This window comes from Paenibacillus sp. FSL K6-1330 (assembly GCF_037976825.1).
Taxonomy (GTDB): Bacteria; Bacillota; Bacilli; order Paenibacillales; family Paenibacillaceae; genus Paenibacillus_AQ.
In genome coordinates this window covers 1,438,236-1,464,540 of the sequence record NZ_CP150269.1, presented here as the reverse complement: position 1 = coordinate 1,464,540, position 26,305 = coordinate 1,438,236, and the positions used below count along the sequence as shown (strand labels likewise).

The following is a 26,305-nucleotide window of genomic DNA, read 5'->3' as shown; positions in this document are numbered from 1 at the left end:
CCACAGATCTTATTTCCGTTTATTGTCCACTCCAAACGGACACAATCCATTGGACATGGAACGAACAAACTTTATCATATTCTGGATATCATTGTCATTATGCAAAATATGACAACGTAACATACCAGTAACAGATCAGATGACAGAGATGGACACCAAATAAATAATGTAACGGCGAAATGCCTACTCCGATTCAAGCATGCACAAAAAAATTGAAGCCAGCCCCGCTCATTTCTGTGTAGGGGCTGGCTTCATTGGAATGGTTCCATAGAACCCTAATATGATGAGATAACGGCAGGATTAATTCCAACAGATCAGCCATTATCCTTCTGCTATAAGCCAAGCTCTTTGGCTACTGTTGCCCACCGAACCAATGGCTAGGTGAAGTCACTCGGTGGCTTGAATTAATGCACCTGATCGAGCAATTGGTAGGCCTCTTCCTTGGTGGTCACCGCCAAGAGCGCTTCTCTGAAATCATCGTCCATCAGCTTGCGGGACAACATTTGCAGCACTTTCAAATGTGCATTCTGTTTACTATTCCGCGGCACGGCAATCATAAAGATCAATTTGGCTTCACTGCCATCCAGACTCTTCCAGTCAACACCATCCTGCTGGATACCAAAGACCACGCTTGGTTTCAGGACAGCATCCGATTTACCGTGAGGAATCGCAATATTCATGCCGATGCCTGTGGAGCTTTCTTGTTCCCTGGCTAATATGGCCTGTTTAAAATCTCCATCAGCTCTTACCGCCCCATTCCGCTCCAATACACCGATCATTTCGTCAATAACAGCATCCTGTGTCGTTCCGGTCAGATTCAGATTAATAAGATCCATTGTTACAATGTCTGTCAATTTCTCGACGCGGATAGCAGGTGCTTCGGTTGCTGTATCGTTATGGGTCACGGTTGAAGTCACTTCCGCTGAGTCCGCAGCCACGGGTGCAGCTGTGTCTGCTGCCAACTCTTTACGTGCACTGGCCGGTGTTTCTTTCGCTCCTTCTCCAACAACTGCCGGAGTCACACCTGCAACATCTTTCTTGAGCAGACTCACCATGATAATGGATACAGCTGCGCCGCCTATGACAGCGAGGAAGAACATCAACACATTATCAACGGCACCGAGTACGGCTACAATCGGTCCGCCATGGGCTACTCTGTCACCGACATTACCAAACATTGCAATCATCGAACCCGTCATCGAGCCGACCATGATACTTGGAATAACGCGTAGAGGATCTTGCGCCGCGAATGGAATCGCTCCTTCGGTAATCCCGAACAGTCCCATTGTAAATGTTGCTTTTCCAGCTTCGCGTTCCGCAGGTGTAAACTTCTTTTTGTTCATCATGGCTGCCAGTCCCATCGCAATCGGAGGAACACAGATGGCAACGGCAATTTGTCCCATGATCACATAATTTCCCTCACCGATCATGGCCGAGCCGAACAGGAACGCAACCTTATTCACGGGACCACCCATGTCAAAAGATATCATCGCGCCCAGAATAAGCGCGAGCAGAATCGAACTTGTGCCCTGCATGCCCGCGAGCCAGACCGTTAACGCTTCAAACAGATTCGCAACTGGCGCACCAACTACAAAGACGAAGATTAACCCTACAATTAGAGAAGCCAGTACCGGAATAACGATAATGGGCATAATCGGCTGCAACGACCGAGGAACCTTGATCTTTTTAATAGCAAGTGCAACATAACCCGCCAGGAAACCGGCAATAATCCCGCCGATGAATCCCGCTCCCGCTTCACTTCCATAAAAGCTGCCGTTCGCAGCAATGAACCCGCCAACCATACCTGGTGCAAGACCCGGTCTGTCTGCAATACTCATGGCGATAAATCCCGCAAGAATCGGAACCATAAAGGTAAACGCAGCCCCGCCGATACTCTCAATCGTTTTCCAGATCGAATCTTCCGGTATAACCAGTCCACCCGGCGTTTTCACACCGCCCATCGTCAGTGCGACTGCGATGAGCAGCCCGCCGATCACGATAAACGGCACCATATAGGATACACCGTTCATCAAGTGACGGTAAATCGGATTTTGTTTAGGTTTGTTCTCTCCTGTCATATCTTCAGCTGACTTGGACTGTGCCTGATAAACTGGCACATCCCCTTTTATCATCTGTTGGATTAGCTCTTCTGGACGACGGATACCATCCTGCACACCAACGACAAGCAGTTTTTTACCGACAAACCGGTCCTTCACCACCGTTTTATCCGCAGCGATAATAATACCATCGGCTTCACGGATATCCTGCTCCGTAAATTGATTCTCCACGCCAATGGAGCCTTGAGTCTCGATCTTCAACTCAACGCCCAGCTTCGCGCCTGCCTTCTGCAGATTCTCAGCAGCCATATACGTATGTGCAATTCCGTTAGGACATGAAGTAATCGCTAATATTTTCATGATCGTCATTCTCCTTTGCTCTCATGTTCCCGCTTACATTTATAGTGTACAGGCTAAAAACGCTGTTATCGGATGAACTTTTTACCGGAACTTCCGGAAAAACAGGTTTATATCGCAATAAAATGTCCCCACCAAGTGGAGCCTCTACGATGCTTATTCCAAATACTTTCCGGGGACCCCAAAAAAGAATGTAAAAAGCAGGACGTATACGTCCTGCTTGATCATCAATGTTTCTAAGACTAATATTACCCTTTTAACGTACTCAGCAATCGCATCGCATCCGTCTCCTTAGATAACGCACTGACCAAAGCCGGCTGCTCACTGATATGCGACAATTCTCTGAACAGCTGCCTCATCTCTTCCCGCTCATCGTGCTTAACCGCAAGCAAGAACACAAGCTCTACTTTCTCGGTTCCCCAGGTGATCGGCTGTTTCAGAGTAACAATCACGATGCAGGACTGTTTAACCCACTTCGGGCTGCCATGAGGGATGGCAATGCCCCCGCCAATCGTCGTAGCAGACATATTCTCACGATCCAGCACACTTTCCGTATAGCCTGCCTCGACATACCCTTTGTCCTCCAGCATATGCGCAAATTTGGCGATTAACTGTTCTGGGCGCTCTATCTCCTGCTGAGGAAAGACGAGAAAAGGTGTCGTATATTTCAAAAAGACTGATTCCTCAGCCGCCCTGCAATCCGGCTCATCAAGCCGCCGGATCGCTTGCTCCAGCTTACGCTCGTCACTGGCCTCGAGCAGTGGGGAAACGAGGATGTGAGGTGATTTTAGCTTGGGCAGATCCACCGTTGTAATAATAAGATCCACCTCATGAGCTGCCAGATAATCCTCCACTTCCGCTTTGGACATCGTTGTCTCTACATGCACGGACGGGAATCTCCGTTCCACCTTCGCGAGAAGCAATTGGGACATCCCGACGCCCATATGACACACGATAATGGCCTTCTGAGGATGGCTTTCATTCTGGTGAAGCCGTTCCACAGACGCCTGAAAGTGCAGCGTCAAATAGGCGGCTTCCTCTTCGGGAAAATACAGCTGGAGCGCTCCCCCTACCTCTTCCAATGCCATGATGACCCGATCGAACATGTAGGGGTACATCTTTTTGATCTCAGCCAGCATCGGATTAGACACAGCCAGACCATAATGAAGACGGTTCATGGTCGTGTATAAATGCACTTTCAACCCGTTCAATAATACCTGGTCCTTGGAGAAAGGGATCATATTCAACTCCGACATCCGCCGAATCAATTGCTCAACCAATTGGGGCAGCAGGGGGTGGCTGTCTGCCAGATCACTCCGCCGGGCGCCTTCATCCTCCTGCGTGTATCGGAACTTCCCGCCAAGCAGGTGCAGGGTTAGATAAGCGGTTTCTTCCTTGGAAAAAGGTACGGCGAACAGTTTTTGCAGCTTCTTCAAAAAGTCTATCGCCCATGCAAATTCCGCTTTGTTCTCCAAAAAGGCTATGTCCTGCCCAGAAAGCGAAATCGGCTGTCCCAGCTTGGTCCGTTTGACCATAAGCAGAATATGCAGCATCAGACTTTCAAAGGTTTCATCGGTGAAGCGGAGCTGATGTTGCTTTTGCAACGCCTTCAACTCATTGAATACGGTTGCAATCTCATGCGGTTCATACTGCTTACGCATCATCTGTCCCGTCAACTCCGGACGATTGATCAACTGGTTCAACCGCGCCAGCGCCATCCGTTTGTTCTTCTCCGAGCCTTCAATCATTAAGCCCACACGCTGCTTAGTCACTAAGTTCAGATCAAAGCTGTGCAGCCAGCCCTCAATCTTCTCCATATCTCGACGAATAATCGTCTTGTTCACATAAAACAAAGAAGCCAGGTTCTGAATGGTTACGGGCTTCGCGTTCATCAAGAGCCGGTAAGCCAGATGCAGCACCCTTTCCTCATCGGATACATGCTCGGTGGAACTCTCGTTTGAATACAAACGTTGGAATAAATCAGTCTGATCTGCTTCCCCGATCTCCAGATAAACGCCGAGTCCCGGCCTTTTCACCAGATTACCACTGGAGTGCTTAACTATATATTCATCAATTACCTTCAGATCATTCCGGATCGTCTTCTCCGAGCACTCGGTCTGATCCGCCAGATCCTGAACGAGCCACAACCGGTTCGGTTCCATTAACAAATTGCGAAAAATCTCTTTTTGCCTATTATTCATTCCGATCTCCTATTCAACTTATTTGGAGAGCTCTCTAAATGTGGAGCAGGTACATAGTCCTACGTATATCATATCCAGGTCTGTATAGCAATCTGATCTGGGATGCTGCACGAAAATGGATAGATGCGGATGGAGCAAAAGAATGGCATGTTGACGGAAAAGCTGAGCATATACCGTTTTTTTAAAATCTGACGTTAACAAAACAAGAGTGCCGCAGAAACTTCGGCACTCTTGTTCATGATCCGTATTATAATCCTCTTACATCTCAAGAAATTCGTTCGGTTGCACGGCATATCTTTCCTATAAAAGCCTCCACAGCCTCCCGCGCCGACTCCGCCTCCGTCACGGCGGATATCACGGCGACACCATCCGCACCCGCTCCCATGACTTCCTCCACGCGCTCCACGGTAATCCCGCCAATCAATAGGTATTTATTGTTAATTTTGGTCAATGAGTCCTATTTAATTTCATATATTGTAAATCTTATATTATTATTAGTATAAACCCAAAATTATTTAAGAAGCGCGGCAGCTAATATCTCAAGCTGTACACATAAAACATTCGAGTTTTATGTTATGAATTGGAATTCTCTCCTTTCGCCTCTTACTGGCAGTGATGTAACTAATTCAGGTTCAGTAAATATACTAAAAAACAAATGACTAAAGGAGGAAGCATCTTAATGAAGGTAAAAAAAAGAACTGCTATAATAACTCTCGGTCTAGCATTTGCTATATCAGGTTCTAGTGTTTATGCGAGTGACTCATTAACAAACATCTTCTCTTTTAATACAGAAAATCAAGAAGAACAACAATATATTAAAAACGTAGAAAACAAACTTGTTTCTTCATGGAATTTAGGGAAAGAAACGATCCTACATCATTCAATTAAATCCGTGACATTGACAACACAACAAGACTTAAGCGAATGGAATATGATAAGCTCCATCGAGATTGAAGATAAATTATACTCAAAATTCAAATCAGAAGAGAAATCGTCTTTTATTGATGCATTTTATGGCGAAGAAAGAAGAGCAAACCTAGAAGTAGGGGATTACATGCCTGCTATTCTAATAAACTCCGAGTTAACGGAAGCCAAGCAGTTTTGGCAGAAGTATGATGGCTCTTATATTGTTATTAACATGAAAACGAAGAACTCAAATGGATCAAAACAATGGTATGTAGAAGGAAAAGCAGAACACTTAAACTGATAAAATTTACCCTATAGTTGTAAAGAGTGTCGAAAAATTTCGACACTCTTTTTTTATAGTAAGTTCTATTAATTGTTAACATCCTTTCACATGAAAAACATCCACTACCTGAAGCTCTTATCTACAATAGCCTCCACAGCCTCCCGTATCGACTCCGCTCCCGTCACGGCGGATATCACCGCGACGCCATCCGCACCCGCTCCAATCACTTCCTCCACGCGCTCCACGGTAATCCCGCCAATCCCAACGATCGGCAGGTGGATTCCAGCTTCGCGAAGCTCATGGAGAATTGCTGGGCCTTGCGCAGTCTTGGCATCATCCTTCGAGCGGGTCGGATAGATCGGCCCGATGCCAAGATAATCGGCGCCGTGGAGGATCGCTCGCCTGGCTTCCTCCACGGTATGGGCGGAGACACCGAGAATCCGGTTGCCGATCCGCTGGCGGACGGAAGCCGCAGATTCGTCGTCCTGACCGATGTGCACGCCATCGGCGTTCAGCTTCAGCGCCAGCTCCACATCGTCATTGACGATAAAGGGTACGCCCGCTTGGCGGCACTGATCCTGAATCCGGCGAGCCAACTGGATCACCGGCTCGCCAACAAGCGAGCCATGTCCCTTCTCGCGGAACTGGACCATGGTTGCGCCGCCAGCCAGTGCTTCCTGCACAATCCGGCTTGGCTCTTCGATACAGTTCACGCTGCCGAGTACGAGGTACATCCGTAGATGCTGCCTCATCATCTCGGGTGTCACTCTCCCCGTCATCGCAGCACCTCCTGACGGCGGCGACGATACGCCCAATGATTCGTGGGGCCGTGTCCCTGCCCCAGGTTTAAGCCGTCCTCAATGGCGGCCTGGATGAATAAGCGCCCGCTCTGAATCGCATCGAATGCACTCAAGCCTTTGGCCAGGCCTGCAGTGATGGCGGCAGAGAAAGTACAGCCGGTACCATGCGTATGAACGGTATGAATTCTTTTGCCGTATAGTTCGGAGAAGGCAGTGCCATCGTATACGAGGTCCATGACCGGAGGACTTTCGGCATTACCGAATCTGTCGTCGGTCTTGATACTAGGAGAGCGTCCCTCACTTAACTCCCCGAGAGGGTTGGCAGTTCTCGTTTGGTCATTCGTTGATTCGGACCAAGGCAACTCTTCCTGCTGCGTACCCGCCGCTATATCTGCTCCTCTGTCTCTTTGGTGATCCGAACCTTCACCGGCGACGCCCGGCATTCCCTCGTCATGGCCGCCTTTGATCACAACGATCTTGGGCCCCAGATCATGAATACGTCTCGCCGCTTCCTTCCGATCTTCGATCGTGCGGATACGCATCCCCGCCAATACTTCGGCCTCCGGTATATTGGGGATGACGATCAAGGCTAGCGGCAGCAAGTCTTCTCTTAAAGCCTGCACTGCTTCGCTTTGCAGCAGCTCCGCTCCGCCCTTGGCGATCATCACGGGATCGACAACGACCTTCTCCCAGCCAAATGCCCGAATCCGGTCAGCCACCAGGCGAATGATCTCTGCATTGAACAGCATGCCTGTCTTCAATGCATCTACTCCGAGGTCCGATCCTACCGCTTCAATCTGCTCCGCGGCTGCTTCGGAAGGCAGCGGATATACGCCATGAACCCCCAAGGTATTCTGCACCGTGATCGCCGTAATCGCCGACATGCCATATACGCCGAGCTCCTGGAAGGTTTTCAGATCGGCCTGAATGCCGGCGCCGCCGCCGCTGTCGGAGCCGGCAATCGTCAGTGCCCGGGGCACGCGAGTCTTGCTCATCGTGCGCCACCGGCGGCAGCCGTTCCCGCTTCCCGGACAGCGGCATATCCCGCCAACGAGCCTGGATGAAGTTTTGCCAGCTCATCTAGAAAAGCGATCTGGAAGCTTCCCGGTCCTTGGTCCGCCGTGCATTCCGCAGCTCTCGCCGCCGCGGCCCCGTAGAAGGCCAGACCCGCCGTACCTGCAAGCAGCAGGTTTGCTTCCGCTGCGGCAAAGGCACCCAGCACCGAGGTCAGCAGGCACCCTGCGCCGGTGACCTTCGTGAGCAGTGCATCCCCTCCGGTAATGATGCGTACCTCTGTTCCATCGGTAATCACGTCCTCTTCACCGGTAATGGCCACGATTGTGCCTAATTCGCGGGCAGCCCGCACAGCCAGCTCAGCATGATGACTGCCTGCGCTATTACCAGCGTCTACGCCCTTAATCTCGCGGGCCTCCCCGACAAGATGAGCGACTTCAGCCGCGTTTCCGCGCACGAGCGAGACCTTCACCTCACTCAGAATCCGCAATGCCGACTCCGTCCGAAAACAGGTCGCTCCCGCACCGACCGGATCCAGCAGAACCGGCACACCGTGCGCATTCGCCGATTGCCCGGCGAGAATCATCGCATCCACCAGCTCGCGGTTCAGCGTGCCGATGTTCAGCACGAGCGCGCCCGCTATGGCGGCCATATCCGCCACTTCCTCCGGCGCGTAAGCCATGACCGGCGACGCGCCCAGCGCGTACAAGCCGTTAGCCGTAAAATTCGTAACCACCACGTTCGTCATATTGTGAACGAGGGGGCTCGTCTGCTGTACCTTCGTTAAAAGCGCCGAAACCTCTTTTTCCCATGCATGCATATGAATCGCCTCTCTTATCTATATTGGAATTTATGTGCTTATTATGACTCCTTATAGCACCGCAGCCTGCAGCGGCACCGGCCATTCCTCCTGCTTATATGCCATATCCCAGAACATATACTCCAGCTGGCAGCTCAGCATGAAATGCTCCTTCATCCGTTCCCGCTCGGCTGCCGTCGCGCGCTCTGCCCATTCATCGACACGGTTGCAGAACTTGGCTGTCGCGTTTTCCCCACGGTTGCCGTAGAAATAAATCCAGTCATAGAACGGATGGGATGCATCCGGCTTCACTTCATCCAGCAGCTTGCGGCCAATCTCCAGATACGTCCATGGGCAAGGCAGCAATACGGCCATAATCTCGCCCAGACTGCCCTCATGCGCCACCGTCAGCATATGACGGATATAATGATGCGCGGACGGAGCCAGCGGATACCCTTGAAGCTCTTCGTAGGTCACCCCGGCGGCTGCGCACAAATTCTGATGCGGGTGCACCTCGCTGTGCAAGATGAATGAAATCTGTTCGTTAAAGGCCGCGATCTCTTCCCTGCTGGTCGATTTGGATATGGCAATTCCGTAAATCCGCATGTAGGCATTCAAATACTCAAAATCCTGCTTCACATAGTGAATCAGCTGTTCTCGCGCCAGGTTCCCCTCGGCAATGCCTTTTACAAAGGGATGATCAAAGATTGCTTGAAAAATTCCTTCCGCCTGCTGACGGAGCTCATGCGTGAAACTCATTTTTGTCCCCACCTCCAACTTATTGAAGAGCAGGAAGTCCGTAAGTCACGACTTTCCAGACAACGCTAAAAAGCCGCCCCCGAAAACTGGAGCGGCTTCGTCAACAAGCCCGGGTGCGCCAAAAAAGCGCACCGAGACCTCATATACGAAGGCTCCACTTTCCTACGCTAGTACGAACTAGATCAGGTTCAAAGGGTCCAAGATACGCTCTTGTCTCAGCCGCCAACGGCTCCCCTAGTGGACTTCCTATTCTTTTGTCTAATACTGTACATAGGTTTATGGATGCTGTCAAATGTTAACTGTTCGTGGGCGGAGCCCCACGCTCGAAGCTTTCCCATGAGTGGGGATTAGGATGATGTACGGTGGCGGAGGTCATTCGCAAAAACGCCGGCGGCCGAAACTTGTTACGGGAACACTGACGCTCGGCTGTCATGTATTCCCCAACATAATGAGTACATAAGCGTTGGGTGTCTAGGGGTATGCATGGATGGCTGGGATTATAATCGATGTAGGGGCCGGCGGGAACTCAGAGTAGCTATGGTTTAGAGGTAGATTCCGGGGTAACACAGCGTGTATAGCTGAGGCTGCTGCTGGTATTGGTGCTTACTGCCGGTCTTGTTACTATTGCTGGACTTGGTGCTACTCCTCGAGCGTAACGGACTGAGGATACGTTATTTGGCTGAGTAGGTGTGATTTTTGATAGTTATCGGACACCAGGTACGCTATTCATAGAATATGATAGCAAATGGGCCGGTAATTGTGGTAATAAGGGATCCTGTGTCCGTTAGATTTAAAAATCGAGGGCAATTTGAGAAATAAGGGACCTGGAGTCCGTTGACAGGTGGTCTTATCGCTACTGCTGGTCTAAGTGCTACTATTGATCTTGTTGCTACCTGCTGGCTTGGTGCTACTTGCTGGTCTTGGCTACTACTGATCTTGGTGTTACTGCTGGTATTGGTGCTGCTGCTGGCTCGGTTCTACTACTGGTATTGGTGCTACTGCTGATCTTGGTGCTACTTGCTGGTCTTGGCTACTGATGATCTACTGGACTTCGTGCTACTCCTTGAGCGTAACGGACTGAGGATACGTTATTTGGCTTAATAGGCGTAATTTTTGAGAGTTATCGGACACTAGGTACGTTATTCATAGAAAATGATAGCAAATAGGCAGATTATTGCGGTAATAAGGGATTCTGTGTCCGTTAGATTTAAAAATCGGGGGCAATTTGAGAAATAAGGGATCTGGAGTCCGATAACAGTCAGGGGCAGCGGCACGAATTAGGGGGCTTAGTTAAGCTGTGCTGGCGTACGGTGTGGCATGCCTTATAGCGGCAGTACTGGCGATGCTGTGATGCTAAAAAAGGAGGCGTCCCTCAAGATCTGAGATCTTTTGGGATGCCTCCTTTTTTAGCTTTTTCCTTGCATCATCTGCTATTCGATAATACTACCCTGTAGCATTCGTCTTCATTCATTACTGAATGCCGTAAAACTCCTGCAACTGGTCAATCATCAGATTGGCCGCCAGGATGCCGCCTGCTGTATTCCAGATTGCATCATCCACTTTGTGGGCTTGGCCGTTCTTGACGACGTTCAGGTTTTTCCATAATGGATCGTTGATCCATTCCTGCTCGGTTTGGTTGGCGCCGCCATCCCCGGTTTCATAAGTGAAGTAGAAGAGTCTGTCGGCATCTGCCTCAGGCAAACGTTCCTTCGTGATCTCGTCAACGAAATCGTCTTTGGCGTTCTTGGTCATGTCGTTGCGGGCGATGCCGATTTTATCGAAAATGACGCCCGAGAACGTATTGGTATGGTACACGCGCGTCTTGCCAGCCATGAAACGGACCACGGAAACGGTCTCGTCCAGCTTACTTCCGGCCTTCTCTTTGAAATCCTGAATCCGCTTGTCGTATGCAGCCAATAGCTCCTCACCTTCGGATACCTTGTTCAGCGCCTTGGCATACAGTTCAAAATTATTCTGCCACTCGCCGCGAAGATCCTCGGCAAAAACGGTCGGCGCGATCGCCTTCAATTGCTCGTATACTTTCTCCTGACGCATCTTGTTGCCGATAATCAGGTCCGGCTGCAGGCCCGCGATCAGTTCGATGTTCGGCTGGCTCTCTTCCCCGACAACGGTAACGCCTTCCATCTGGTCTTTAATATGTGGATACCATGGGTCACCTGTCCAGGATCTAACAGCGCCTACTGGCTTCACGCCCAATGCGAGAAGCGCCTCGGTTCCTTCGTTCGTGAGAACCACCACTTTTTGAGGGGTTCCCTTGATTGTTTCCGTACCCATCGCATGTGTAACTTCATAGGATTCGCTTGCTGCGCTACCATTGTTACCACTTGCATTATTCGTCGTATCGTCGCCGGTATTGTTTGTATTTTCTTTCGCTGGGCTTGCTCCACAACCGGCAAGAATCACGATCATAATGAGAGCCAGCAAGCTAAACTTGAGGCCTCTCGTTGGTTTATTTGCCATTCCTTTTCCCATTCCTATCTAAATCCCCCTTGTATCATATCCTTCTACTTGAAAATCATTATCAATCACTGATTCAAAACTATAAAGGGTTTCCTGAAAAATATCAAGATATTTATGAGAATGATTATCAAGCTCATTGACAGATGGGGTCCCTTCACCTAAAATTCATATGAACTTAATTATTCATGGACTTAAGAAAGTGAGCATATATGCGCGTATTCGGACTATTCATATCGCTATTGGCGCTGGCTGCTGCCGTCATGGGCAGCATCGCCTTCGGAGTAACAAACGTACCTCTTCATCAGGTATTGGAATCGTTCACTCACTTCAACGGGAGCAACGAGCATCTGATCATTCTCACAGCAAGACTGCCCCGGGCGCTCATTGCACTTGCTGTAGGAGCAAGCCTAGCTGTTGCGGGTGCCCTCATGCAGGTCATCACGCGCAATCCGATTGCATCACCCAGCACGCTGGGCGTGAACTCCGGTGCAGCCTTCTTCATTATTATGTCAGCGGGTTGGCTGGGTATAAGTGGACTCCAATCTCTTACCTGGGTCGCGCTGATCGGAGCCGCGGTAAGCGGCGGTATCGTGTTTTTCCTAGGCAGCATCGGCAGGGACGGCATGACGCCAGTAAAAATCACCCTCGCGGGTGCCTCCATAGCCGCCTTCTTCCATTCCTTAACGCAGGGATTCATGCTCTCTGACGGCAAAATGTTCGATCAGGTGCTGGTATGGCTTGTCGGCTCGGTAGCCGGACGCGATTTGAACCAACTTGCAGCCGTGTGGCCGTATATGACCGTTGGCATGCTGGTTGCACTCCTGCTGGGCCGCCATCTGAACGCCCTCTCCATGGGTGATGACATCGCCCAGAGCCTCGGGCAAAAAACAGCCCTCATTAAGTTGTTAGCGGCAGCGGCTGTTATTTTGCTGGCCGGAGGTTCCGTTGCCGCTGCGGGCCCCATCGCATTCGTCGGGATTATCATCCCGCATATCGTTCGGCATTTAATAGGAAATGATTATCGCTGGATTCTGCCTTACAGCGCGGTGCTCGGTGCACTTCTGCTGGTGACGGCCGATCTCGGCTCCCGATATATTGCCATGCCGAAGGAAGTCCCGGTCGGCGTGATGACCGCAATCATTGGCGTGCCGTTCTTCGTGTACATAGCCAGGAAAGGAAGACGAGCACAATGAATAAACACCGCATATTCCGCTCCAGGAACGCTAAAGTATCGTTTATGCTGGAGAGAAGAACACTATGGGTATGTCTGATCCTATTCGTGCTTTGCATCGCCGCCATGATTATTAGCACAGGCACAGGAAGCCAGTTTGTTTCGCCGCTTCATGTCATGAAGGCATTGTTCGGTAACGCTCCGCCCATGGAGCAGGTTATCGTTATGCAGCTAAGGCTGCCCCGAATTATTATCGCCGTGCTGATCGGCGCCGCTCTCGCCGTGGCGGGGGCTATTCTGCAGGGCGTCATCCGCAACCCCCTGGCCTCCCCCGACGTCATCGGTATAACGGAGGGAGCATCACTTGGAGCGGTTCTCTTCATCTTCATATTCACAGGCACCGTATCGATCCATTGGATGCCGCTATTCGCCATCCTTGGTGCTTTTTTCATAACCGGACTGCTGTACGTGCTTGCTTGGAAAAATGGCGTATCACCGCTGCGGCTAGTCTTGATCGGAATCGGAGTATCGGCTGCAATCAAATCGATCTCCTATATGCTGATCATATCCGGACCGCTGCAGTTGGCCGACCGCTCCCTTACTTTCATGGCAGGCAGCATTTACGGCATGTCCTGGGATAAGGACGTTTTGACCCTGCTGCCTTGGATAGCTGTACTTCTACCGCTTACCTGGCTGCAGGCCCGCAATGTGAACATCCAAGCCTTGGGCGACGACGTTGCCAGCAGCACGGGCGCCCAGGTTCAGAAACAGCGCCTGATCCTAATCGGACTCAGCGTAGCTCTGGCCGGAGCAGCCATCTCGATCGGCGGCGCCATCGCCTTCATCGGTCTGATGGCACCGCATATGGCCCGCAGGCTGGTGGGTCCCTCCTTCGGGAGCGTCCTGCCGGTCAGCGCACTGATCGGTGCGATTCTGCTCCTTGTCGCGGACTTGGTAGCTCGGACGGCATTTCTGCCGCGCGACGTTCCGGCAGGCGTATTCACCGCCGCAATCGGCGCGCCGTTCTTCCTCTACTTGCTGTATCGTAACCGCAATCGATTCTAGAACCGAAAGGAGCTGGCGTCATGAATACGCTGGAAGCAAAGGGATTGGGTCTGTCCTATGGGGGAGACTTTATATTCGAAAATCTGGATTTAACCGTGCCTATAGGTAAAATCACCGTGTTTATCGGCAGCAACGGCTGCGGCAAGTCCACTTTGCTGCGCTCCATGGCCAGGCTGCTGAAACCGCAGCGCGGCTCGGTTGTACTGAACGGGGCCGACATCGCAGGCTTGTCCACCAAGGACGTGGCGCGTAAGCTCGCCATTTTGCCTCAAGGGCCTACCGCCCCGGAAGGATTAACGGTGATGCAGCTGGTAAAGCAAGGACGTTATCCGTACCAGAGCTGGCTTCGTCAATGGTCACGCGAGGATGAGGAAGCAGTCACAGCGGCGCTGACCTCCACAGGTTTGACCGAACTGGCTGACCGTACGGTTGACTCGCTATCCGGCGGTCAGCGCCAGCGGGCCTGGATCGCGATGACGCTGGCACAAGAAACGCCAATCATTCTGCTCGATGAACCGACCACCTATCTGGATTTGACGCACCAGATCGAAGTGCTGGATCTGCTGTATGAATTAAATGTTCAAGAACAACGGACCATCGTCATGGTGCTGCATGATATCAATCTGGCCTGCCGTTATGCCGATCATATCGTTGCCATTCGCGACGGAAGCATCAAGGCAAAGGGCAAACCGGGAGATATCATCGATTCCGAGCTGATGCAGACCGTGTTCCAGCTGCCGTGCGAGATTATTCCAGACCCGCTGTACGGAACCCCGATGTGCGTCCCGCGCGGGAAGGGCATACGCCGGCCTTTAGCCGTCAAGCCGGAACCAGCGGAACCCAAACAACCAACAACGCCGACTCCAGCTCCTGAGCTGGCACCGGTGTAGCATAAATTGAAATCAAGCCGACTCCCTTTCGCATTCAAGCGGTGGGAGCCGGCCTTTTTTATGTGGGCTTGACGCGAAGAGACAAAAGACCCCCATGCAGTGAGACATGAAGAAAGACATGGAGAGGGACATGAAGAGGACACACAAAGAAGACCACCCCAAAACCATGAGGGTAGCCTTTGTATTTGTAATAAACGCTATAAACATAAGTTTTGTCTTCCATTGCTCACATGCTGTTCCACTGACGGTTCTGGTAACGACAACCTATGACCATTTACCTATACGCGGGGCTTTATTCCTTTGTCGAAGCGGAAGTCCTTTGAACAGTTTGGACTTTTCACGCTTCCGTTGTTCCAGCAGGTTCTTTACCCCTCGCATCAACATTCGGTACCGCATCTCATCCTCGTGGCCGTATTTTCGCATTTCATCAAAATACTCGTCTGTCATCCTATCACTCCAGCTATATAAGTCTATAGAACTAGAGTATAGGACCGAACTATACAATTTCTAAACAAGACTCGGTTACATGCTAAGCTGACGGCTCCTGCATCCTGCATGGCTGAGCTGACGGCAATCTCCACGGCTCGCCGTCTTCGCCGAAGGAGAAGAGCCAAAGGGATGGCCAATGCCACCAGCCCGCTTGCCCTCAGAAACACATCATCGATGCTCCGTGTGTAAACCATCCGATGCAGCCACTCAGCGATTTCTCCGGAAGTGCCGTTACTGAAAATCCACAGCCACACTCTGACTCCATCTTTCCAATGAGTATAGACGGATTACTCTATCACCCAGCATTCTCTTCTACAAGACCATATAGAGAAGTTCTTTCCTCGCTTCTTGATTCTCTATTAGAGCCCTTACCCCTCAGTAATCATGGCAGCGCAAAAACCACGATCCACGGATTCGGATCGTGGCTGCTGCATCTCAAGATCGCCGTTTGTCTTGGAATATTAGGCGTCAGACCGCTTGCCCCTGCCGCTCCGACGGCACAGCTGAATATCGGGCCAGCTCTGATTGCAGCTCGTTTAGCGCGTCATCTAGGCGTTCTCTCAGCTGCTCCGTGATGTCGTAACCGCCCAGTTCGAGGCGGGTGATCCACTGATCTACGGCAAACACCCCGTTGAGAATATTGGTTCCTCCGAGTGCGGATATTACTGGCTTCAACGCATAATCCACCGCGAGCAAATGCGCGATGGTGCCGCCAATGAATAGCGGGAGCACGACTTTGCCTTGCAAACCTTTTTGGGGAAGAAGATCCAAAATCGTTTTCAACGCCCCTGAATAAGAAGCTTTATATACCGGGCTGGCAATGATCACGGCAGAGGCTCCTTCAACCGCCGCTATGGCCTGCTTGATGGCCCGACTATTGAAATCGGCCCGCAGCAAATCCTCAGCCGGTAGATCCGCTGCCGAGATGAAATCGATCTCGTAGCCAGCAATGATCAGGCGATCCTCTACATATTGCGTTAATCCGAACAAACGGGACCCTTGCGTCGGGCTTCCTGCTATAAAAGCGATTTTCGTCATTGGTTTTCCTCCTTATTCGTAAACGTCATGTAGGGCTAGGCGCACCCATATTCGAGTCCCATGCACCAGGACATCTTCATCCAGATCGAATCGGGGCTGGTGAATCGCATGCACGATCCCCCGATCCGGATTCCCGCAGCCGATGAATCCAAAAGCGCCCGGGACCTGATCCAGGTACCAATCGAAATCCTCGCCAGTCAGGCTGGGTGGATGGAGCACATGTACCTTTTGCTTGCCCAGCACTTGCCCTGCGGCTTGCTTCATACGACGCAGCGCGGCTCCGTCGTTGACCACGGCCATCCCTTCACGAAGATCTCTTCACGAAGCTCCAGCTTATAGCTGCCGCCTGCTTGGTCCGCAATGGACACGGCCAGACGCCTTAAGCCCTCCGTAATCACCGCCACGGTATCCTTCTGAAACGTCCGGAAGGTTCCCACAAGCTCGCTTTGCGCAGCGATGACATTGATGGCGCTGCCTGCCGTTCCTTGTTGCGTGCCGATGACCCCATCCCGAAATGTTTGCCCACCTTCCGCCTGACCTCAATCCCCCACGACTCCATGAGATCTGCCAACAGCTTCGAGGTACGGGAAACATCGTACAATAGCTCGGGATGTTGATGGAGATCCCGCCTGATTCGGGAGAGCTCTCCACGAAGCTCCCCAGCAAACTCCGTCATCTGATCCAATTCCACAACCGCCGTCATGCCCACCGCTCCCTATTAGGAACGGACAGCAACTGCCTGATCCTTGCTGTACCGGTTCTCGGGCACTGGCAAGCCCAAATTGCCGCGCAGCGTGTCGCTCTCGTACTCGGTTCTGTAGATGCCTCTCTCCTGCAGAAGCGGGACGACATGGTCCACAAAATCCTCCAGCCCGTTCGGCACCGCCGCAGTAATCATGAAGCCGTCGGCTGCGCCTGCTTCGAACCAAGCCTGGATCTTGTCTGCTACCTGCTCCGGCGTGCCGATAAACCCGCCGCGAGGCGTGGCCGACTGCAGTGCCACTTGCCGGAGCGTCAGCCCCTTCTCTTTAGCGTCCCTTTTGATTTTGTCGGTACCGCTCTGGAAGCTGTTCTTGCCCAGGTCGCCCAGCTCAGGGAACGGCTCATCCAGCGGATACTGCGAGAAATCGTGATGCTCGAAGAAGCGGCCGAGATAATCCAGGGCATTCTCGATGGTCACCAGACTGGCTATCTCCTCATATTTGCGCTCGGCCTCTTCGGCCGTACTTCCGATAATCGGGCTGATTCCGGGAAAGATCAGCACTTCATCCGGATTCCGGCCGAAACCAGCCGCCCGCGACTTCACGTCCTGATAAAAGGCTGCCGCATCCTCCACAGACTCATGACCGGTAAATACCGCATCAGCTTCCTTTGAGGCATAGTTCTTGCCGACCTCGGACGATCCCGCTTGAAAGATGACCGGCTGTCCCTGCTTGGAACGGGCGATGTTCAGCGGCCCCTTCACGGAGAAGAACTCGCCTTCGTGATTCAGCGTGTGCATTTTCTCGGGATCGAAGAAGACCCCCGTCTCCTTATTCCGCACGAAGGCATCATCCTCCCAGGAATCCCATAATCCCCGGGCAACCTCCAAATACTCCGTTGCAATCCGGTATCGCTTATCGTGCTCCGGATGCTCCTTCTTGCCGTAATTTAGGGCTGAGCCCTCCAGCGGAGAGGTGACGATGTTCCAGCCTGCGCGTCCGTTGCTGATCTTGTCGAGCGACGCGAACTGACGGGCCACGGTGAACGGCTCGCTGTACGAGGTGGATAACGTACCGACAAGACCGATGTTTTGGCTGACGGCGGCCAGGGCGCTCAGTATGGTGATCGGCTCAAAGCGGTTCAGAAAATGCGGGATCGATTTTTCGTTGATATACAAGCCGTCCGCAATGAAGATCAGATCGAATCTGCCTTCCTCGGCTTTCTGAACCCACTGCTTATACAGTTCAAAATTAACGCTTGCGTCAGGCTGCGCATCCGGATGCCGCCACATGGAGGTCCCTCCGCCCACGCCGTGCAGGAGCGCCCCTAATTTCAATGGTCTTTGCTTTGCCATATTCCTTTCCTCCTTATCGATCTTAGCGTCATCTGCTCACACGGGAGCTGCAGCCAGTTTAATGCGTTCGATCTGTCCGAGATGATTCTGTACGTGGCGGGTAAACCCGCTGACGATATCCGAAACGCTGACGGTCTCCCCTTTGAAATTGATGCCGGTTTTGATCGTATCGGCTGCGCTCAAGCGGCGAAGCAGCAAACTGTTGTAGTGCAGCAGCGCCCGGAATGCTTCCAAAATATCCGCGGCTCTGCCTTCGTTCGAATATTGGCCGTTGACCCAGGCATCCTGATTGAACGCAGGCAGTTGGACCGTTGTCCCGGCCAGAATGTCCCGAATCCGGAACGAGATCACGATGCTGTGATCCACCAGATGGGAGAGCACCTCCTGTATGCTCCATATATGCGGTGCCTGCTTCCATTGGAGTTGATCCTCGCTAAGGCCAGCAACGGCGGCCAGCAGCTGATCATGCGTATTAACAAAGGCTTCGATAGGGAACTCACTCATTCGATCTCCTCCAATACAAACTCGATAATGACTCTCCCGATATAAACAACAACAAGAAGCTGCCCTTCACATCGCACTGCGGTTCATGTTCGGGGCCTTATAACGATAATGCTTGAAACATGAATCGGTGCTTCCTTTCGAATGACAGCGACAGAAGGAACTCCTTAAGGCGATGGTGATGGTGATGGTGATGGTGATGGTGATAACAATAGCGAAGTCTCCCCGCCGGAGTTGTAATGCCTGAGTGCCCGCTCCGCCAGCCTCGTGAAGAAATCGATGCTGACCTGAATCGCCCGCTCATCCAGATCAAACGCCGGATGGTGCCACTCCTGCGTGCCTGCCGTCCCCATGAAAACAAACAACCCGGGAACCTCACGCTGGTACACCGCAAAATCCTCCCCGGCCGGCGAAGGAACCGGTATCACCGCCTCATATCCCGCTTCGGCAGTAGCGACATAACCGAGCTCCGCCAGCTTGCGGTCATTATGGACCGGCGGCGGTCCCTCGATCCAGCGTACGACAGCCGTCGTTCCGAAAGCTGCGGCCACGCCTTGAACCACCTGGCCGAATCGTTCAAGCACCTGCAGTCTGACGTCGTCATCGAAGGTGCGTATGGTCCCTTCCAGCAGCGCTTTATCCGGGATCACATTCCAGGCGGTCCCGCTGTGCAGCTTCGTGACACTGATGACGGCGCTCTTCAGAGGGCTCACATTCCGGCTTATGATCGACTGGAGCGCCGTAATGATATGCGATGCGGTCACGATCGGGTCAAGGCCCGCTTCCGGCACGGCCGCATGGGACCCCTTGCCCGCCACTTCAACCACGAAGCCGTCGGCGGCGGCCATCAGCGGGCCCTCCTTAATGCCGATGGTCCCTACAGGCAGGTCCGGCTTGTTATGCATGCCGAAGATCGCCTGCACGCCTTCGAGTGCCCCGCTGTCGATGACCTGCCTCGCTCCCTTGGCTTTCTCCTCGGCCGGCTGAAAGATCAGCCGCACGGTTCCTTTCAGCTCCTGCTCCCGCTTCTTCAGGGCATACGCCGTCCCGATTAGGGCAGCGGTGTGAAAATCGTGCCCGCAGGCATGCATTTTACCGGGAATCGTCGAGGCATACGGAAGCCCTGTCTCTTCCTGGATCGGCAGGGCGTCGATATCCGCCCGCAGCGCAATGATCGGCCCCTCTTGAAGTCCACCGACCTCGGCGATTACGCCTGTGGCGAGCGGAAACTCCGTGACCCGTATCCCGGCTTCCTCGAGCCAGCCCCTAATCAGCCGCGTCGTTTCGAACTCCTCGTTCGACAGCTCCGGGTACCGGTGCAGATGGCGCCGGATCTCAATAAATCGATGGATGTCTATATCCGTGGATAAAACATGGCTTGGCATTCGTAAAACCTCCTAAATAGTCACGTACCTATGACCGATTCCATTACGCTTCGGCAGGAACCTCAGCCAACGCCTCGCTCAGCAGCTCGAATGAGCGGATTCGCTTGGCAAAGGGCTGGATATTACTGGTGACGATGATTTCATCAACGCCCGAAGCCTGTTGAAGCCGGAGCAGCTGTTCACGCACGGTCTCCTTCGTACCTTTGGTGATGAACGGCTCCTGTTCCTCGATCGTGTACGGCTCGCCTGCCTGGCGTCCGAATTCTTCGGCCTGTTCCCTTGTCCCCAGTGCCAGCGTCCGGCCGCTGGCCAAATGAATCTTCACCAGCTTCAGCGCCCCTGCCAGCTCCGCCGCTTCCGCCTCCGTATCAGCCACGATTACGGACAGTGCAACAAGAATTTCCGGTTCCCTGCCATGGGAGTAGTCAAACGTGCTTCGGTAAACACGAATGGCTTCCAACGCCGCGGATTCCTCCCCGTTGATGAAGAGGGAGAACACATAGGGCAGGCCGAGTCCGGCCGCAATTTCCGCGCTGCCTGCGCTGGCCCCCAGCACGTACAGCTCGGGGGCGGTCTCCGGCAGCGGAGCGGCACGCAGCCCGGCGAGCGGATGATCCTCTTCCAGCGTGTTATGCACAAATTGGCTAAGCTCGACGATCTTATCAGTTAACGACTCCTGCTCCTGCACGCCCCGCTGCAGCGCCTGCGTGCTGCGCGGCAACCCGCCAGGCGCGCGCCCGATGCCCAGATCCACGCGTCCCGGCGCGAGCGCGGCCAGCACGTTGAAATTCTCCGCTACCTTATAAGGACTGTAATGCTGCAGCATGACGCCGCCGGAACCCACGCGAATGGTTTGGGTTTTAGCTAACAGGTAAGAAATGAGCACTTCCGGCGAAGACCCTGCTACTTGGTCCGAATCGTGGTGCTCGGATACCCAGAAGCGCCGGAAGCCAAGCTCCTCTGACTTTTGAGCAAGCTGCACGGTATGCGTGAACGCCTCCGCTGCCGTTTCGCCCGGATATATTGGACTTTGGTCAAGCACGCTTATCGTAATCCCCATATTGGTTGACCTCCTAAATGCTGTAGTTAAGCTCAGGCGTGATCCGCTTCAGGAACTGCTTGGTTCGTTCTTCCCGCGGATGATGGAACAGCTCGGACGGAGTCCCCTGCTCCACAATCACGCCTTCGTCCATGAACACGACGTGATTCGCCACATCCCTCGCGAAGCCCATCTCATGCGTCACCACGATCATGGTGATCCCTTCCTTCGCGATTTTGCGAATCACCGCAAGCACCTCGCCCACCAGCTCCGGGTCGAGCGCCGACGTCGGCTCATCGAACAGGATCACCTCCGGCTCCAGGGCCAATGCCCTGGCAATGCCCACCCGCTGCTGCTGCCCGCCCGAGAGCTGACTCGGATAGGCATCCAGCTTATCGGCCAGACCGACCTTTTCGAGCAGGGCGATACTTCTCTCCCTCGCCTCGGCCTTCGGCATTTTTTTGACGACGACCAGGCCTTCCATCACGTTCTCGATCGCGGTCTTGTGTTTGAACAGATTGTACTGCTGAAACACCATGGCCGATCGCTGGCGGAGGTCATGAATTTCCTTCTTCGTGGCCCGCTTGCAATCGAGGCGGTAATCACCGATGGCAATCTCGCCGCCATTCGGCTTCTCGAGATAGTTCACGCAGCGCAGCAGCGTGGTTTTGCCCGAACCGCTCGGCCCCAGGATCACCACCACTTCCCCTTTGTTTACCGTCAGATCAATCGATTTCAGCACCGCGTTCTTGCCGTAGGACTTTGAAATATCGGTCAGTTGAATCATGCGACGCCCCCCCGATTGTAGAGATTGATTCGTTTCTCGATGACTGCGGTCAGTCTTTCGATGAGGAGTGTAAGCCCCCAGAAAATAGCTGCCGCGGCCAGGTAGGATTCGAAGAACTTCCAATTGGTCGATGCCACGATCTGTGCCTGCGCGTTAATGTCCACAACCGACACGGTAAATGCCAAGGTCGAGCCGTGAAGCATGCCGATGACCGAATTGGACAGGTTTGGTAGGCTGACGGCCAAGGCTTGGGGGAATACGATCCTGCGCAGCGCCTGCCACGTCGTCATGCCGATTGAATAAGCTGCCTCCAGCTGCCCCCGGTTTACCGCGAGCAGGCCCGAGCGGATCACTTCCGACATATACGCGCCTGCCGTAATCGAGAACGATAGGAACGCGAACCAGATCATCGGAATGGAGGATGACTTATAGCCCCACTCCATCTGTGCGGACAGCGCATCCACCAGCACCGGCAGCCCGAAATAGATCAGCAGAAGATGCGTCAGCATGGGAGTACCCCGGATAAAGGTCACGTAGGCTGCAGCGATCTGGCTGAGCACCGGCACTTTATAGATCCTGACAAACGCCGCGATCAGCCCGATCATAAATCCTGCCGTAACCGATACGGCGGTGATCAACAGCGTTGTCGGGATCGCGGACAGCAAGTTTACGAATGCCGTCCATATGAAGGATGGATCGATTTTCACAGCTCCGCTCCTCCTTTATCAGGTCTCATTCCGGCGATGATGCGGCGGTAGGCCCCTTTCTTTTGCATACGGAATCTTTCACGGGCTGCCGACTCCGGTACCTCATGGCGCATCAGACGCCATTCCGCACGCAGCAGCAGTTTCTCCAGCGTAAAGCTGATGACAAGATAGATGAAAGCCAGCGCCAGATAGGCCTCGATAAAATGCTGGGTGATATTGCCTAGAGTTTGCGCTTTTCCCGTCATCTCCATAAGCCCGAGGGTGAACGCCAGTGAAGTATCCTTCAGCAGGGCAATCACCATATTCGAAAATACCGGAACGGCGATCGCGAGCGCCTGGGGGAGGACGATCCGAAGGAAGGCTTGATGTCCTTTCATCCCCATGGCATACGCCGCCTCTACCTGACCTCTGTCCACCGCCGTTACCGAGGCCCGGATCATCTCCGACATGAAGGCTCCGGTATGAAGCCCGTAGGTCAAGATCACGAATACCATGACAGGCGCCCGGGACATGTCGATATGAACAAGCTTCAGGATCTCCGGCAGACCATAATAGAACAAGAAGAGCTGGATCAGGATCGGCGTTCCCCTGAAGAACGAAATGTACACCTTGGCAAACGCGTTCAGCACCGGAATCCGGTACAGGCGGGGAAGGGCAACCAGAAATCCGACAACGATCCCCACCAGCAGAGAGCCTGCCACGATCAGCAGCGTGACGCCTAAGGTCGACAAGAGTTTAGCCAAAAAGCTAAGCACATACGAGAAATCGAACGGTGCACCCATGAATCCTTCTCCCTTCTTGCATGGTTATCTCATCATGGATTCGACGACGTAAAGTCGTCTCCCAGCCATTCCTTGCTCAGCTTAGTCAGCGTTCCATCCGATTTAAGCTCCCTGATCGCATCGTCAACCGCATCCGACAGCTTCTGGCTGTCCGGGTCGTCTTTGCGGAATACGAACAGAATATCGGCCTCCGACAGGTGATCACCCGTTGTTTTCAGCTTTCCTTGCGGATCGATCAGCGGCAGCGTAAAGTCCGCCCCAACGGTTGCAACCACCCGGCCTGTCGTAATCTGGCTTACGGTATCATTCGCCGCACCGTTCTGATAGACAATATGGATCGCATCGTGATTGTTCTTGTTGTAGTTTTCCAGAATCTGTGCAGCCGCACTGGTTGCACCGGTCAGCACCTTTTTCCCCTTCAAATCATCCAGCGATTGAATGGAGTCGTTCTCCTTAGAGACGATGATTTTATTTCGCCAATGGGCGTACGGCTCTTTATTGAACAGATACTTTTCCGTTCGCTCCGGATTCTTCTCCATCTGGTGAGCTACAAAATCAATTTTCCTCGTTTCCAGGCTCAGCAGCAGATTGGAGAACTCCTGGATCTGCAGCTCGAACTCATATTCCGGCAAACGTTTATCGATCTCCCGCACCAGCTCAACGTCAAAGCCGGTCAGCTTACCATTCTCGTCAATAAAGCAAATTCTCGGGAAGGCCGTGCCCGTGCCGACAACAATCTTCGTTACTTTTCCTTCCGCTGCGTTGACCTTGCTGTCCTTCTTCGCTTCTCCGCTCTTCGTGTCTGCTCCGCATCCGACGATCACCCCTGCCAATGCGATGACAACAGCTGCTACGATTGATTTCTTCACGACCTCATCCCCTTTCGATCTTGTCCCCATCCACAAATAAATAATTCCTATAGATTTAGTAAGAATTATGTTGTCACTAACTTTACCGCGATTTGGGGAACGCGTCTAATAGAGTTTTTCTATTCATCCATGCAAATCATCAATAGGACAATTCCCGACCGAGCTCCAGCAAAGAATCCAGAAACTCATTATTCTGTCCGTTCAAGGAGATGAGATGGGTTTGCAGGGAAATGCCTGCCGTTTCGGCTATATCCACGGGAATCAGGCTTCCCTCGGCTACCTCCTGCTGAGCGCAAAGGCCCGGTAGAAAGCAGATCCCCGCCCGCCCCAGCACGAGCTTCTTCGCCGTCTCGGAATTATCAACCTGAAACACGATGTTCGGCGGCTGTTCCAGACTCTCGAATACCCGTTGAATCCGCAACCAGTCCAATGAACCGCACTCGAAGAAGACCAGCGTCTCGCGCCGGATATCCCGAATGGAGGCTCTCCCGGCAGCAGCGAGCGGATGATCCTTATATACATACAAGCGGATGGGGTCCTCGAAAAAGGGATAGGATTGAAACGCCGGATTCATCAGCTTGCGGACGAAAGCCAGATCGATATCCTTGGACGAGAGCTTGCCGGCCAGCTCTTCCGTCGGACCTGTTGTCAACTTGAAGTTCATCTCGGGAAACCGGCGGTTGAGCACCATAAGCAGATAAGGCATTAAGTAATTGGATACCGAAACGGTGCTTCCGATTCTGAGCTCATTGGGCATGGAAGCTTTCGATTGAAGATGGTGCTTTCCTTTTTGAAAGGTTTGGAGGATCTGCTGGGCATAAGGGAGGAATTGTTTGCCTTTGTCGGTCAGATGAATCTGTTTACCCAAACGGTCGAACAGCCTGCAATCGAGCTCTCTCTCCAGTGACTGGATGCGTGCGGTCACCGTCGGCTGGGACAGAAACAGGACGTCTGCCGCCTTATTGAAGCTGCCGTAATGATTGATGTAGACAAAGGCCTCGATATTTTCGATGTTCAAACTAACACCTCCGGACATCATTATACTCACTATTCCAATGAATATAGATGGTTTTAGGACCGCAATTTCCTTATAAATTATCCTTATCTTAGGCAGTTGGCAAATTATTGTCAATCCAAATATGCATATAGATTTTTTTAATGACAGCATTAATAAATTTGTTTTCCAATGTGTTTAATGGGAATAAGCTGCTATACTAATCTCACCTTATCAGGATATGACCGTATCCTCTGAAACTGTAATGACCTAAAAAAGGAGTGGTAACGATGAATTCAATGCAGGAAGTGATCATACGGGATGCTCATGAGTGGGAACGAGAGGCTGTTGCTGCTATAATGCTGGAATCCTATCAGCAGTATGCCTTCGATCTGTCTACGGAGCGATGGGAGGAATATCGGGATTCCATCAGGAATTCCGCGTACAGCCATGCGCCGCATGCGCGGATCGTCGCCGAGCTTGACGGGGAAATCGTGGGCAGCGTCCAGCTCTTCCTCTCCTCGGAGGCCGCTTACGGAAAACCGGAAATGGGGATTCACTCGCCCATTATTCGCCTTCTAGCCGTATCTCCGGGTTCCCGGGGACGCGGCATCGCCACGCTTCTGATTCAAGAGGCTGCCCGCAGATCGATCCAGCTCGGCGCAACCACGCTGAATCTTCATACCTCCGACATGATGGCCTCTGCGGTGAAACTCTATGAGCGGCTTGGCTTTGAGCGGGCATATGATACGGATACGTTTAACGGCGAACATCTTGTCAAAGGATACCGGATCGAACTGCCCGGCTCCCTGCTGCTGCAAAGCGCCGTGTGAAATAACAGGCTAAAATACGAATAACCGGACATCTTCTCCTGC

The 26,305-nt window shown here is 52.6% G+C and carries 25 protein-coding genes, 1 pseudogene and 1 riboswitch; of the genes and pseudogenes, 5 read left to right on the top strand and 21 right to left on the bottom strand.

Annotated features, from left to right (window positions below; genetic code table 11):
* Nucleotides 1-404: 404 nt before the first annotated feature.
* The 3 genes and pseudogenes from NYE54_RS06425 to thiE (NYE54_RS06415) all read right to left on the bottom strand — a co-directional run.
* Nucleotides 405-2,417: a PTS fructose transporter subunit IIABC gene (locus NYE54_RS06425; RefSeq protein WP_339270901.1), complete on the bottom strand. Its 2,013-nt coding sequence runs from the start codon at nt 2,415-2,417 to the stop codon at nt 405-407.
* Between the two features lie 245 nt (nt 2,418-2,662).
* Entirely contained in the window at nt 2,663-4,615 is a 1,953-nt protein-coding gene (locus NYE54_RS06420; protein ID WP_339270900.1) for a BglG family transcription antiterminator, read from the bottom strand.
* Between the two features lie 265 nt (nt 4,616-4,880).
* Nucleotides 4,881-5,042: pseudogene (gene thiE / locus NYE54_RS06415) on the bottom strand (thiamine phosphate synthase); the annotation flags it as partial.
* A 252-nt stretch (nt 5,043-5,294) separates the two neighbouring features.
* On the opposite strand from thiE (NYE54_RS06415), the gene NYE54_RS06410 reads away from it, so the two are divergent.
* Nucleotides 5,295-5,822 (top strand): hypothetical protein, encoded by a 528-nt coding sequence (locus NYE54_RS06410; protein ID WP_339270899.1) that lies wholly within the window; start codon nt 5,295-5,297, stop codon nt 5,820-5,822.
* Nucleotides 5,823-5,926: 104 nt separating this feature from the next.
* On the opposite strand, the gene thiE (NYE54_RS06405) is transcribed toward NYE54_RS06410, so the two are convergent.
* From thiE (NYE54_RS06405) to NYE54_RS06385, 5 genes are all read right to left on the bottom strand, one after another.
* Entirely contained in the window at nt 5,927-6,583 is a 657-nt protein-coding gene (gene thiE, locus NYE54_RS06405; RefSeq protein WP_339270898.1) for a thiamine phosphate synthase, read from the bottom strand.
* Nucleotides 6,580-7,599, bottom strand: coding sequence for a bifunctional hydroxymethylpyrimidine kinase/phosphomethylpyrimidine kinase (thiD, locus tag NYE54_RS06400; protein ID WP_339270896.1), 1,020 nt, complete (start codon nt 7,597-7,599; stop codon nt 6,580-6,582). Before thiD ends, thiE (NYE54_RS06405) begins: the two co-directional genes overlap by 4 nt.
* Nucleotides 7,596-8,438, bottom strand: a complete 843-nt coding sequence (gene thiM, locus NYE54_RS06395; RefSeq protein WP_339270894.1) for a hydroxyethylthiazole kinase — start codon at nt 8,436-8,438, stop codon at nt 7,596-7,598. The genes thiD and thiM overlap by 4 nt, the downstream gene beginning before the upstream one ends.
* A gap of 51 nt (nt 8,439-8,489) precedes the next feature.
* The gene (tenA, locus tag NYE54_RS06390; protein ID WP_339270892.1) at nt 8,490-9,176 is read right to left on the bottom strand and encodes a thiaminase II; all 687 of its coding nucleotides are present in this window, start codon (nt 9,174-9,176) and stop codon (nt 8,490-8,492) included.
* Nucleotides 9,177-9,318: 142 nt separating this feature from the next.
* Nucleotides 9,319-9,422: riboswitch (TPP riboswitch) on the bottom strand.
* Nucleotides 9,423-10,646: 1,224 nt separating this feature from the next.
* A complete protein-coding gene (locus NYE54_RS06385) occupies nt 10,647-11,669 on the bottom strand; it encodes an iron-siderophore ABC transporter substrate-binding protein (protein ID WP_339270890.1) in 1,023 nt (340 codons plus the stop codon).
* 197 nt (nt 11,670-11,866) lie between these two features.
* On the opposite strand from NYE54_RS06385, the gene NYE54_RS06380 reads away from it, so the two are divergent.
* From NYE54_RS06380 to NYE54_RS06370, 3 genes are read left to right on the top strand one after another with little or no spacing between them, the layout of a single operon-like run.
* Nucleotides 11,867-12,850 (top strand): iron ABC transporter permease, encoded by a 984-nt coding sequence (locus NYE54_RS06380; protein ID WP_076322772.1) that lies wholly within the window; start codon nt 11,867-11,869, stop codon nt 12,848-12,850.
* Nucleotides 12,847-13,893, top strand: coding sequence for an iron ABC transporter permease (locus NYE54_RS06375; RefSeq protein WP_076322771.1), 1,047 nt, complete (start codon nt 12,847-12,849; stop codon nt 13,891-13,893). The genes NYE54_RS06380 and NYE54_RS06375 overlap by 4 nt, the downstream gene beginning before the upstream one ends.
* A gap of 20 nt (nt 13,894-13,913) precedes the next feature.
* Complete coding sequence (locus tag NYE54_RS06370; protein ID WP_339270888.1) at nt 13,914-14,783, top strand: ABC transporter ATP-binding protein; 870 nt, start codon at nt 13,914-13,916, stop codon at nt 14,781-14,783.
* Nucleotides 14,784-15,740: 957 nt separating this feature from the next.
* Here the strand turns inward: NYE54_RS06370 and ssuE are convergent.
* From ssuE to NYE54_RS06305, 13 genes are all read right to left on the bottom strand, one after another.
* Complete coding sequence (gene ssuE, locus NYE54_RS06365; protein WP_339270887.1) at nt 15,741-16,310, bottom strand: NADPH-dependent FMN reductase; 570 nt, start codon at nt 16,308-16,310, stop codon at nt 15,741-15,743.
* A 12-nt stretch (nt 16,311-16,322) separates the two neighbouring features.
* Nucleotides 16,323-16,604 (bottom strand): M20/M25/M40 family metallo-hydrolase, encoded by a 282-nt coding sequence (locus NYE54_RS06360; protein ID WP_339270885.1) that lies wholly within the window; start codon nt 16,602-16,604, stop codon nt 16,323-16,325.
* Complete coding sequence (locus NYE54_RS06355; protein WP_339270883.1) at nt 16,571-16,714, bottom strand: hypothetical protein; 144 nt, start codon at nt 16,712-16,714, stop codon at nt 16,571-16,573. Before NYE54_RS06355 ends, NYE54_RS06360 begins: the two co-directional genes overlap by 34 nt.
* The gene (locus NYE54_RS06350; RefSeq protein ID WP_339270881.1) at nt 16,705-17,013 is read right to left on the bottom strand and encodes a hypothetical protein; all 309 of its coding nucleotides are present in this window, start codon (nt 17,011-17,013) and stop codon (nt 16,705-16,707) included. The genes NYE54_RS06355 and NYE54_RS06350 overlap by 10 nt, the downstream gene beginning before the upstream one ends.
* Before the next feature lie 15 nt (nt 17,014-17,028).
* Nucleotides 17,029-18,366, bottom strand: a complete 1,338-nt coding sequence (locus NYE54_RS06345; protein ID WP_339270879.1) for an LLM class flavin-dependent oxidoreductase — start codon at nt 18,364-18,366, stop codon at nt 17,029-17,031.
* Between the two features lie 36 nt (nt 18,367-18,402).
* Complete coding sequence (locus NYE54_RS06340) at nt 18,403-18,870, bottom strand: DinB family protein (RefSeq protein ID WP_339270877.1); 468 nt, start codon at nt 18,868-18,870, stop codon at nt 18,403-18,405.
* A 164-nt stretch (nt 18,871-19,034) separates the two neighbouring features.
* Nucleotides 19,035-20,252: a M20 peptidase aminoacylase family protein gene (locus tag NYE54_RS06335; protein ID WP_339270876.1), complete on the bottom strand. Its 1,218-nt coding sequence runs from the start codon at nt 20,250-20,252 to the stop codon at nt 19,035-19,037.
* Nucleotides 20,253-20,295: 43 nt separating this feature from the next.
* Nucleotides 20,296-21,312 (bottom strand): LLM class flavin-dependent oxidoreductase, encoded by a 1,017-nt coding sequence (locus NYE54_RS06330; protein WP_339270874.1) that lies wholly within the window; start codon nt 21,310-21,312, stop codon nt 20,296-20,298.
* A 13-nt stretch (nt 21,313-21,325) separates the two neighbouring features.
* Entirely contained in the window at nt 21,326-22,078 is a 753-nt protein-coding gene (locus tag NYE54_RS06325; RefSeq protein ID WP_076322761.1) for an amino acid ABC transporter ATP-binding protein, read from the bottom strand.
* Nucleotides 22,075-22,785, bottom strand: coding sequence for an amino acid ABC transporter permease (locus NYE54_RS06320; RefSeq protein WP_339270872.1), 711 nt, complete (start codon nt 22,783-22,785; stop codon nt 22,075-22,077). Before NYE54_RS06320 ends, NYE54_RS06325 begins: the two co-directional genes overlap by 4 nt.
* Nucleotides 22,782-23,567 (bottom strand): amino acid ABC transporter permease, encoded by a 786-nt coding sequence (locus NYE54_RS06315; protein ID WP_339270870.1) that lies wholly within the window; start codon nt 23,565-23,567, stop codon nt 22,782-22,784. Before NYE54_RS06315 ends, NYE54_RS06320 begins: the two co-directional genes overlap by 4 nt.
* 32 nt (nt 23,568-23,599) lie before the next feature.
* Nucleotides 23,600-24,436 (bottom strand): transporter substrate-binding domain-containing protein, encoded by an 837-nt coding sequence (locus NYE54_RS06310; protein ID WP_339270868.1) that lies wholly within the window; start codon nt 24,434-24,436, stop codon nt 23,600-23,602.
* Between the two features lie 139 nt (nt 24,437-24,575).
* Nucleotides 24,576-25,454, bottom strand: a complete 879-nt coding sequence (locus NYE54_RS06305; RefSeq protein ID WP_339270866.1) for a LysR family transcriptional regulator — start codon at nt 25,452-25,454, stop codon at nt 24,576-24,578.
* A 266-nt stretch (nt 25,455-25,720) separates the two neighbouring features.
* Here NYE54_RS06305 and NYE54_RS06300 point away from each other — a divergent pair, with 266 nt between their 5' ends.
* Nucleotides 25,721-26,263 (top strand): GNAT family N-acetyltransferase, encoded by a 543-nt coding sequence (locus NYE54_RS06300; protein ID WP_339270864.1) that lies wholly within the window; start codon nt 25,721-25,723, stop codon nt 26,261-26,263.
* The last annotated feature ends 42 nt before the right edge of the window (nt 26,264-26,305 follow it).